Annotated in this window: 9 protein-coding genes; 7 read left to right on the forward strand and 2 right to left on the reverse strand. The window is 74.9% G+C overall.

Annotation, left to right across the window (positions count from 1 at the left end; all coding sequences use genetic code 11):
- Positions 1-2,447, reverse strand: a 2,447-nt coding sequence (locus FHE66_RS08375) for a UvrD-helicase domain-containing protein (RefSeq protein ID WP_176554711.1), incomplete at its 3' end; no start/stop codon positions are given.
- Between the two features lie 136 nt (positions 2,448-2,583).
- Here FHE66_RS08375 and FHE66_RS08380 point away from each other — a divergent pair.
- On the forward strand, positions 2,584-2,805 hold the full coding sequence (locus FHE66_RS08380) for a DUF3107 domain-containing protein (RefSeq protein ID WP_139072518.1): 222 nt from the start codon (positions 2,584-2,586) through the stop codon (positions 2,803-2,805).
- A 75-nt stretch (positions 2,806-2,880) separates the two neighbouring features.
- Here FHE66_RS08380 and FHE66_RS08385 read toward each other — a convergent pair whose 3' ends face one another.
- The gene (locus FHE66_RS08385; protein ID WP_176554712.1) at positions 2,881-3,537 is read right to left on the reverse strand and encodes a ferritin-like fold-containing protein; all 657 of its coding nucleotides are present in this window, start codon (positions 3,535-3,537) and stop codon (positions 2,881-2,883) included.
- 147 nt (positions 3,538-3,684) lie between these two features.
- Between FHE66_RS08385 and FHE66_RS08390 the strand changes: the two genes are divergently transcribed.
- The 6 genes from FHE66_RS08390 to FHE66_RS08420 all read left to right on the forward strand — a co-directional run.
- The gene (locus FHE66_RS08390) at positions 3,685-5,208 is read left to right on the forward strand and encodes a sodium:solute symporter family protein (protein WP_139072520.1); all 1,524 of its coding nucleotides are present in this window, start codon (positions 3,685-3,687) and stop codon (positions 5,206-5,208) included.
- Complete coding sequence (locus FHE66_RS08395; protein WP_139072521.1) at positions 5,208-6,464, forward strand: AGE family epimerase/isomerase; 1,257 nt, start codon at positions 5,208-5,210, stop codon at positions 6,462-6,464. The genes FHE66_RS08390 and FHE66_RS08395 overlap by 1 nt, the downstream gene beginning before the upstream one ends.
- Positions 6,461-7,222 (forward strand): 6-phosphogluconolactonase, encoded by a 762-nt coding sequence (locus FHE66_RS08400; protein WP_139072522.1) that lies wholly within the window; start codon positions 6,461-6,463, stop codon positions 7,220-7,222. The genes FHE66_RS08395 and FHE66_RS08400 overlap by 4 nt, the downstream gene beginning before the upstream one ends.
- Positions 7,215-7,352 (forward strand): hypothetical protein, encoded by a 138-nt coding sequence (locus FHE66_RS08405; protein WP_218013661.1) that lies wholly within the window; start codon positions 7,215-7,217, stop codon positions 7,350-7,352. The genes FHE66_RS08400 and FHE66_RS08405 overlap by 8 nt, the downstream gene beginning before the upstream one ends.
- Positions 7,349-8,521, forward strand: coding sequence for a neutral/alkaline non-lysosomal ceramidase N-terminal domain-containing protein (locus FHE66_RS08410; protein WP_139072523.1), 1,173 nt, complete (start codon positions 7,349-7,351; stop codon positions 8,519-8,521). Before FHE66_RS08405 ends, FHE66_RS08410 begins: the two co-directional genes overlap by 4 nt.
- Before the next feature lie 565 nt (positions 8,522-9,086).
- The coding region (locus FHE66_RS08420) for a DEAD/DEAH box helicase (protein WP_255303655.1) at positions 9,087-10,513 on the forward strand (1,427 nt) is incomplete at its 3' end.

Below are 10,513 nucleotides of genomic sequence, written 5' to 3' on the forward strand. Positions count from 1 at the left end.
AGGCCGTGCCAGTCGTCGGGGTCGGCGCCCGGCACCTCCTCGGCGGCGAGGTGGGCCAGGAGCGCGGCCGCGGCCTCGAGCCGGGGCCGGTTGCCGGGCAGGTCTCCGGCGGCGACCTCCTCGTCGAGCGCGGCGCGCAGCTCGGCGACGAGCCCGCGCAGGTCGAGCGCGGGCGGGACCCGGGTGAGGGCGGCGTCCTCGGTGTCCGCACCGAGGAGCTCGAGGAAGGAGGAGGGGCGGTCGTCGAGGTCGAGGACGGCGGTGGCGACGAGGCGGCGGGTGGAGCGCGAGACGGCGACGGCGAGCATGCGCAGCTCGTCGTCCAGCACGTCGCGCCGGGCCTGGCTGCGCGGGGCCACGGCACCCGGCTCGCGCCTGCCGGAGGCGATGTCGGCGAGCTCGCCGGCACCGAGGAGGGTGTCGCGCAGCCGCAGGTCGGGCCACACGTCCTCCTGGAGCCCGGCGAGGACGACGACCTCCCACTGCCCGCCGCCGGTGCCGGCGGGCGTGAGGATCGCGACGGTCTCGGTGCGCTGGGCCTGGGCGGCGAGGGTGTCGGCGGCGATGTCCTGGGCGAGGACCTCGGCGACGAACCCGGCGGGCCCCGCCCCGGCCTGCCGCTCGTCGAACTGCTCGGCGGCGCGGAAGAGCGCCATGAGGGCGTCGAGGTCGGCGTCGGCGCGCTCGCCGGACACTCCCCCGGCCAGCGCCCGGCGGCGCCAGGGGTCGGCGAGGCCGGTGGCCTCCCACACGGCCCACAGCACCTCGGTGGCGCCGCCGCCACGCTCGGCGGCCACGCGTCCGGCGGCGAGCGCCCGCGCGACCCGCAGCGGGCCGCGCCGGTGCGGTCCGGGCAGCTGCTCGGCGCGGGCGGGAGCGGCGAGGACCTCGAGCAGGAGCGCGTCGGTGGCCGCGCGGACCGCCGCCGGGGCCGCGGCCTCGGGCAGCTCGGCGGCGGCAGCGGTGCGCAGCACCCGGCGCAGCCCGCGCAGGGACACCGAGTCCATGCCGCCCACCGGGGAGCACAGGAGGGCGACGGCGGCCTCCGCGTCGAGCCCGCCGCTCACCGCGCGCAGCGCCGTGAGCAGCGGGCGGACCGCGGGCTCCTCGCGCAGCGCCTGGCGCGCACCCTCCTGGGCGACCGGGACGCCGGCCTCGCGCAGCTGGCGCCGCAGCCCGGCGACCTGGCCGGTGGACCGCACGACGACGACCATCTGCGACCACGCCGTGCCGTGGTGCAGGTGCTCCTCGCGCAGCCGCCGGGCGATGTGCGCCGCCTGCTGGCTCACGCTGCGCAGCACCGCGGTCTCCACGCCGTGCGGGGCGCCGTGCGCGGGGGCGTCGGGAGCGGGGTCGAGCTCGTGGACGTGGGGGGCCGCGCGGTGGCGGGCACCCCCGACCACCGACACCTCCCCGGTGACTCGGCGGACGACCTCGCGCAGCTCGGGCGTGCCGCGCCAGACGGTCCCGAGCACCTCGCGGTCGGCACCGAACCCACCGAGCGCCTCCCCGGTGACGGCACGTCCGACGAGCGCGGGCGTCCCGCCGCGGAACCCCTGGACCCCGGCGTCCGGGTCGCCGAGGAGGACGAGCTCGGCGCCGTCGTCGGCGAGGGCGTGGAGGAGGCGTGCCGTGGCGAGCGTGGCGTCCTGGTAGTCGTCGACGACGACGGTGCCCCACCGCGGCGGGGCGAGGTCGGGCAGGTCGGTGCGCCAGTCGCGCAGCGCCTGGGTGGCGACGTCGACGACGGCGGCGACGTCGTAGCGCGGGCCACGGTCGGCCGGGCTCTCCCCGAGCACGGTGACGTCGGCGTACTCCTCCAGGACGACGGCGGCGGACTCCCACTCGGGCCGGCCCGCGCGCCGGCCGAGGGCGGCGAGGTCCTCCGGGCTGAGGCCGAGCTCGACGGCGCGGGTGAGCAGGTCGCGCAGCTGGTTGCGGAACGCCGTCTGGGCCCGCGCCTCGGCGCCGATCTCGGCGGGCCAGCCGGGGTCGCGTCCCAGGCCCTCGGCGTGGCCGGCGAGCAGCTCGGCGAGGATCGCGTCCTGCTGGGGGCCGGTGACGAGCGTGGGCGGCGGCAGGCGCAGCGCCGTGGCCCGGGCGTGGACGACGGCGTAGGCGAAGGAGGCGACCGAGCGGACGAGCCCTCGCGAGCTGCCCCCGGCGCCGACGAGGCGCGAGCCGACGAGGTCGCGCACGCGGTCGGCCGCCCGCCGGGACGGCGCGAGGAGCAGCGCCGGGCTGCTCAGCGGGTGCGAGCCGACCGGTGCCCCGGCGGCGGCGCGGGCGAGGAAGGTCTCCACCGCCGTCGTCGTCTTGCCGCTGCCCGGTGCCCCGACGACGAGGAGGTGCCCCTGCCCCACGGGCCGGTCGACGACACGCCGCTGCCCCGCGTCCAGCCCCACGGGGGCGGGTGCCGCGGGGACGTCGAGCCTCACGTGTGCCACGCCCACGATGGAACCACGACCCACCGACATCCCGTCACGCCCGCGGCGAACACCACCCCGCCCCGCGAGCCCTGCCCGCCTACGATGGGACGACTGCCAGTCCCCGCGGCCCCGGCCGCCTCAGCAAGGAGCCACCTTGGAGATCACCATCGGCGTGCGCGACATCCCCCGCGAGATCACGATCGAGTCGCCGCTGTCAGCGGACGAGCTGCGGGAGACGGTCCGGTCGGCGCTCGACGCGGGCACCGCGCTCGAGCTCACCGACGAGCACGGCGTCCAGCTCCTCGTGCCCGGCGGGGCCCTCGGTTACGTGCGCCTCGGCTCGGAGACCCCCCGCCGCGTCGGCTTCGGGATCTGACCCAGCGGCTGCCGGCCGGACGGCCCTGTCCTCGGGGCGGGCCAGCCGGTCGGTGACGGGTCTGCGGCTGCCCGCTCAGGCAGCCAGACCGAGCCGCTCCATCCGCTGGGCGTGCCTGCTCGACATCGTCGCGGCAGCCGGCGCCTGGAGCGCCGTGACGGCCTCGCGCCGGTCCCCGGCGGCGTCGGCGATCTGCGCGACGACCGCGGGCAGCACGGCCAGCGCCTCCCCCGCCACCCGGCGGCCCCACAGGGACAGTCGCGCGCGCAGCGGCTCGTCCTGCGAGAGGCGCCCGGCCATGAGGTCGATGACGACGTCGTCCGGCGCGCTCGCCCCCTGCATCACGCGCTCGCGCTGCTCGGCAGGAAGCAGCTGCGCGAGGACATCGCCGAGGTCGTGCACCATCCCGCCCATGACGGCGGTGCGCAGCAGCTGCTCCTCCCAGCTCATGGCCTCCATGCGCCCGCCGACCTCCTCGAGGAACCCGAGGTAGGGCGTCACCCCCTCGTGCGTGCCGACGGCCTCGTCCAGCATGGCCGCGACCACGTCGTAGTGCCCCATCCGCTCGGCCGCCGCCCGGGCGAGCGACTCGCGTGCCCCGAGCGCGGGCGCGAGGTCGGCGTCGGCGGACAGCCAGGAGAAGGCCACGAGGTCACCCGCACCGAGGAGGGCGAGGACGGACGCCGGCCCCTCGCGGCCGTCCAGTGGCGGTGAGGGCGGGTTGTTCGGCATACGTCCAGCGTACGTCCGGCCCACGGGTGACCACCGGGCGAGCCTCCGCGTGACACTTGTCATGCAAACGCTTGCATGCCATCGTCTCCGCACCGGACCGGCAGCCGCCCTTCCGGACGAGTCACTTTGGATCAATGAGGAGACAACGTGGGTGGTTTGGACTGGGCCGTCGTCGGCGGCTACTTCCTCGTCATGGTGTGGATCGGCATGTGGTCGAGGCGCCGGATCTCCAACGCGAAGGACTTCTACGTCGCCGACGGGAAGATCCCGTGGTGGCTGACGGGCATCTCGCACCACATGTCCGGCTACTCGGCCGCGGTGTTCGTCGGGTACGCGGCCCTCGCCTACACGACCGGCTTCGCCGTGTACGTGTGGTGGGCGCTGAGCATCACCGTCGCCTGCGCCGTCGGCGCCTGGCTCTTCGCCCCGCGCTGGCCGCGCCTGCGCCAGCAGCTGGGGATCATCTCGCCCCTCGAGTACCTCACGACGCGGTTCAACCTCCCCACCGAGCAGGTGCTCGCGTGGTCCGGGGCGCTGCTCAAGGTCTTCGACGTCGCCGCGAAGTGGACCGCCTCGGCGATCCTGCTCAACGTCTTCGCCGGCATCCCGCTGGCCTGGGGCGTCCTCCTCGTCGGCGGCGTGACGATGTTCTACTCGACGATCGGCGGCATCTGGGCCGACGTCCTCACCGACTTCGGCCAGTTCGTCATCCAGTTCGTCGCGGCCATCGTGATGTTCGTCATCGTCCTCGTCAAGCTCGACGGCGTCTCGACCCTCTGGACCATGTGGGACCAGCTCCCGGCGGGGCACTCCCAGCCGTTCAACGGCACGCTGACGATGTGGTTCTTCCTCGCGTACTGCGTCATCGCCACGCTCTCCTACAACGGCGGCACCTGGAACCTCGCGATGCGGATGATCTCCACGCCGAACGGCCGTGAGGCGCGCCGCTCGATGATCCTGTCCGGCGGCCTGTACCTGCTGTGGCCGCTCGTCCTCTTCGTGCCGATGTGGGCAGCGCCGATCCTCTTCCCGAACCTCGCGAACCCGGAGGAGTCCTACGCGATCATGGCGCAGTCGCTCCTGCCGGCCGGCCTCGTCGGCCTCGTCCTGGCCGGCATGTTCGCCCACACCATGGCGATGACGGCGTCCGACGCGAACGCGATCTCCTCGGTCGTCGTGCGCGACATCATCCCCGCCTTCCGCAAGGGCAGGGGCTTCCTCCCCGAGGCCCGTGAGCTGTGGGTCGCCCGCCTCACGACCTTCCTCTTCATCGCGCTCTCCATGGGCATCGCGCTCACCTCCGACAGCTTCGGCGGCGTCCTCGGCCTGCTCATCACGTGGTTCGGCGCGCTCGTCGGGCCCATCGCGATCCCGATGCTCCTCGGGCTCCTGCCCTGGTTCCGGAGGTCCGGCCCCTCCGCCGCCCTCATCTCCTGGGCCGCCGGCCTCATCGTCTTCGCGCTCAACAAGTACGTGTGGCCCGGCTGGATCGAGTCGCTCGGCGACCAGGCCCAGGCCTTCACGGTCGCCGGCCCCGTCCTCGTCTCCCTCGTCCTCTTCATCGTCATCGGCTACCTCAAGCCCGAGAACACCCCGGAGAGCGACGCGCTCATCGACTCCCTCGACCGCGACATCGAGGACCAGGACCTGGCGACGGCGGAGCGCGCCTGATGGAGACGGTCAGCTGGCGCCGGCACCTCGAGCAGGACGTCCTGCCGTGGTGGCAGGGCCGTGCCCTCGACGACGAGGTGGGCGGGGTGTTCACCTGCTTCGACAACGACGGCGTGCTGCTCTCGCAGGAGAAGTACACGTGGTCGCAGGGACGGTGGGCCTGGCTGTGCGCGGAGCTCGCCGAGGAGGCCCGCGCGGGACGCCTCGACGTAGACGCCGAGGCGTGGGCCGCACGGGCCACGGGCACAGCGCGCTTCCTCGCCGCACACGTGCCGGTCGGTGAGGGACGCACGGCGTTCCGGACCGACCGGCACGGGCGCCGGCTGACCGGACCGGACGGTGAGGTCGCCGCGAGCGTCTTCGCCGACCTGTTCGCCGCGCTCGGGCTCGGCGCGGCGGCACGGGTGGACCCCTCCGCCCCGCCGGAGTGGGTCCGGCTCGCGACGACCATCCTCACGACCGCCGAGACCGCGATCCTCGACCGCACGGCGCTCACCGCGCCGTACCCGGTGCCACCGGGGTTCCGCGACCTCGCCGGGCCGATGAACCTCCTCCACACGGCCGCGGAGCTGCTCCGGGCGCGTGACGCCGGGGCGGCGGCCGCCCCAGCGGACTGGGAGCGCGTCACCGCGGTGCGGGACCGCGCCCTCGCGTCCCTGCACGAGGAGTTCCTCGACCGCGCGACGTGGTTCGAGTTCCGCCCGGAGCGCGCCGGGCTCGACGAGGCGATGCTCGCGCGCCACCGCACGCCGGGCCACCTCCTCGAGGCGCTGTGGATGCTCGTGCACGCCGAGCAGCAGGCCGGGCTGGTCCCGGACACGGCGCGGTACCTCGCCCTCGCGCGCACCGCCCTGGCCATCGGCTGGGACGCCGAGGAGGGCGGGGTCCTGCGCTACACCGACCGGGACGGCGGCCCGCCCCGCGGCGACCTGCTCGGCCCCGAGCCGACGCCCTACGAGGCACTGGTCGCCGGCACGTGGGACACCAAGCTGTGGTGGGTCCACGCCGAGGCGCTCTACGCCACCGCCCTCCTCGCCTCCCTCACCGGGGACACCGACATGGCGGCCTGGGCCGAACGCGTCGCGGGCTACACGATGGACACCTTCCCCGACGCCGTGAACGGGGAGTGGCTGCAGATCCGGGAGCGGTCCGGCGCACCGCTCAACGCCGTCGTCGCCCTGCCCGTCAAGGACCCGTTCCACGTCATCCGGGCACTGATCTTCCTCAACCGCACGACACCGCAAGGAGCGTCATGACTCTGCACCCGATCCGTCTCCACGTGCACGGCACACCCGAGGAGATGGGCAGCGCCGCCGGGACCCGGGCGGCCCTCCTGCTGCGTGAGGCGCTCGCAGCCAGGGGCAGCGCGCGCGTCATGCTGGCCGCCGCCCCGAGCCAGGCGCACACCCTGCGGACGCTCGCCGCGGCACAGGACCTCGACTTCGGCGCGGTCACCTTCTTCCACATGGACGACTACGTCGGTCTGCCGCTCGACGCCCGCCAGGGGTTCGGCAACTGGCTCGAGGCGAACTTCCTCTCCCTGCTCCCCGGCCCGACCACCTTCCACCGCATCCCGGTGGACCAGGCCGCGGACGAGGCCGCCGCGGGGTACGCCCGGACGATGGGCGAGGAGCCGTTCGACGTCCTCCTCTGCGGGCTCGGGGTCAACGCCCACCTCGCGTTCAACGACCCACCGGCCGACTTCTCCGACCCCCGCGCCGCACGGGTGGTCGAGCTCGACGCCGTCTCCCGCCGGCAGCAGGCCGACGAGGGCCACTTCCCCACGGTCGAGGACGTCCCCGAGCGCGCCGTCACGGTGACCATCCCCCGGCTGCTCCACAGCGCGCACGTCGTGTGCTCCGTCCCGGGCGGCGAGAAGCGGGCCGCCGTGACCCGGACCCTCGGGCTGGACCCCACCCCCGAGGTCCCCGGCACCGCGCTCAAGCTCCACCCCGACGTCGACCTCTACGTCGACGCGGCTGCCGCGCCGGACGCGGAGGCCTCCCGTGGCTGAGCCCGTCGCCGCGGACCGCCTCGTCCACGTCTACGGGCCGGGCGGGCACTCCAACCTCGCGAGCCAGGAGGTCTTCTTCCGGGCCGGCGAGGTCCTCGACGTCGTCCAGGGCGGGAACCCCGTCCCATGACCTCCGGGCCGGGCACCGTGCGCGCCGGGGCGGCGGTCGAGCTCGTCGACGTCCCGGCCGGCACGCCGATGGCGGGGTTCGCCGCACGACTTGGCCCGAGCACCGGCGTCCACGACCCGCTGAGCGTGCGCGCCGTCGTCCTCGACGACGTCGCGCTCGTCACGGCGGACGTGTGCACCCTCCACGAGGACTCCTGCGCGCAGGTCCGCCGGCACGTCCGCGCCCTCGGCCTGGAGGACGTCGTCGTCACGGCGACCCACACCCACTCCGGGCCGTGCGTCGGGCTCGGGCGCGCCGGGGAGCACGACGCCGTGGTCCACGACCGTGTCGTCGCCGCCGCCGTGACCGCCGTCGACCGCGCCCGCCGCGCCCAGGTCCCGGCGACGCTGGAGTACGGGCAGGCCACCGGGGTCGATGTCGCGCGCAACCGCCGCCATCCCGACCGGGTCATCGACCCGGCGGTGCAGACGCTGCACGCCCGCGCCGCCGGCGAGGGCGGCGTGCCGGGGGACGTCGTCCTCACGCTCGTGACCTACCCGTGCCACCCGGTGGTCCTCGACGGCGCCAACACGCTCGTGAGCGCCGACTACCCGGGCGTCGTCCGCGACCTCGTCGAGCAGGCCACACCGGGCAGCGTGTGCGTGTTCGCGACCGGCGCCGCCGGGGACGTCAACACCGGACACTCCGCGGAGTCGTCCTTCACCCCCACCGGGGACGGACGGCGGACCTTCGCCGAGGCCTGGCGCATCGGCACCGTGCTCGCCACGGCCGTCACGGCGTCGGCCACCCACCCCCTGCCCGCCGACCGCGTCTCGCTCAGGTCGGCCGAGGTCGTGCTGCCCGTCGACGCCGACGGCCACCCGACGTGGACCGGGCGGGTGACCGTCCTCGCCGCCGGACCGTTGCGCGTCGTCGGGCTGCCCGGTGAACCCTTCCTCGCCACCGCCGAGCGCATCGCCGCCCTGCGCCCGGGCCGGCCGACCGTCGTCCTCGGCTACGCGGACGGCGTCCCGGGCTACCTCCCGGTGACCGAGGAGTACGCGCACGGCGGTTACGAGGTCCGTGACGCGTACCGCTACTACGGCATGCCCGGCCCGTTCCTCCCCGGGGCCGCCGAGATCCTCCACGACGCGGTGCGCCGCCTCCTCGAGGAGGACGGCGGTGGCTAGCACGACGATCGTCGAGGTCGCCAAGGCGCTCGGGGTCTCCCCCTCGACCGTCTCCCGCGCGTTCAACCGGCCTGCTGCTGCCCGAGACCGTGGCCCGGGTGCGCGAGGTGGCCGCCGAGATGGGCTACGTCCCAAACGGCACGCCCGCGCCCTGAGCACGGGGCGCGGGCTCGCCGTCCGCGGCGTCACGGTGCCATGCGACGTCCTGCGACCGCACTCCGCTGCCCGAGAGCCGAGCTCTCCGACGGGACGCCGTGCCTGCGCGAGACCACCTGATCCCGGAGTCCCGTCTCACAGCCCTCGTGGCGGCCCGGGCGCTACACTGGCACGGTTCATACGGTTGACCGGTCGTCACGTATCAGAGCCCTGCCGCGACGCGCGGCGCGAATGCCCACGATCGGCTGCCACGACCAGGCGGTGCCGACGGCGCCTTCGCCGCCCCGCCACAACCGGATAGGTACGACTCTTGACCGACACCTCCTCGGGCGTCATCACGCCCTCTGCCGGCGACGACAGGATCGACGTCTCCACCGCGGCCGACAGCGCCGCGCTCGACGACGCCGGCATCGCCACCATCGACACCGACATCACCGACGAGTCCAACGAGGCGCTCGCCCCCGAGCTCACCTTCGCCGACTTCGGCGTCGACCAGGCGATCGTCGACTCCCTCGCCGACGGCGGGATCATCCACCCCTTCCCGATCCAGGCGCTCACCCTGCCCGTCGCGCTCGGCCGCCACGACATCATCGGCCAGGCGAAGACCGGCACCGGCAAGACCCTCGGCTTCGGCATCCCGGCGCTGCAGAACACCGTCGCCCCCGGCGAGGACGGCTGGGACGAGCTGCCCGACAAGGGCAAGCCCCAGGCGCTCGTCGTCGTCCCCACCCGTGAGCTCGCCTCCCAGGTCGCCGGTGACCTCGCGGCCGCCTCGCGCCGCCGCCCCACCCTCCGTGTCGTCCAGGTCTACGGCGGGCGCGCCTACGAGCCGCAGGTCGAGGCGCTCCAGCGGGGCGCCGAGGTCGTCGTCGGCACCCCGGGCCGCATGATCGACCTGCTCAAGCAGCGCATCCTCGACCTCTCGCGCGTGCGCACCGTCGTCCTCGACGAGGCCGACGAGATGCTCGACCTCGGCTTCCTGCCCGACGTCGAGACCCTCCTCGCCGGCACCCCCGCGACCCGGCACACCATGCTCTTCTCGGCGACGATGCCCGGCGCCGTCGTGGCCCTCGCGCGCCGCTACATGAGCCGCCCGACGCACATCCGCGCGCAGGACCCGAACGACGACGGCCAGACGGTCAAGTCGACGCGACAGGTCGTCTACCGCGCGCACGCGCTCAACAAGGTCGAGATGCTCTCGCGCATCCTCCAGGCCGAGGGCCGCGGGCTGACGATCGTCTTCACCCGGACCAAGCGCACCGCCGCGAAGGTCGCCGACGAGCTCGCCGAGCGCGGCTTCGCCTCCGCCGCCATCCACGGCGACCTCGGGCAGGGCGCCCGTGAGCAGGCGCTGCGCGCCTTCCGCGCCGGGAAGGTCGACGTCCTCGTCGCCACCGACGTCGCCGCGCGCGGCATCGACGTCGACGACGTCACCCACGTCGTCAACTACCAGTGCCCCGAGGACGAGAAGACCTACCTCCACCGCATCGGCCGCACCGGCCGCGCGGGTCAGTCGGGCACCGCGATCACGTTCGTCGACTGGGACGACATGCCGCGCTGGGGGCTCATCAACCGGACCCTCGGGCTCGGGCTCGAGGAGCCGCCGGAGACCTACCACACCTCCTCGCACCTGTACTCCGACCTGGGCATCCCCGCCGGGGTGACCGGCCGCCTGCCCCGCAGCGCGCGGACCCGGGCGGGCCTGGGTGCCGAGACCCTCGAGGACCTGGGCGAGACCGGCAAGTCCGCCGGCCGCGGCAACCGCGGCGGCGCGCGCGAGGGCTCCGGCCGTCGCGACGGCGGCGAGACCCGCGGCCACGAGAGCCGTGGCCGCGA

Origin of the sequence: Georgenia sp. 311 (genome assembly GCF_006151955.1) — a bacterium.
Classification (GTDB): Bacteria; Actinomycetota; Actinomycetes; order Actinomycetales; family Actinomycetaceae; genus Oceanitalea; species Oceanitalea wutianyii.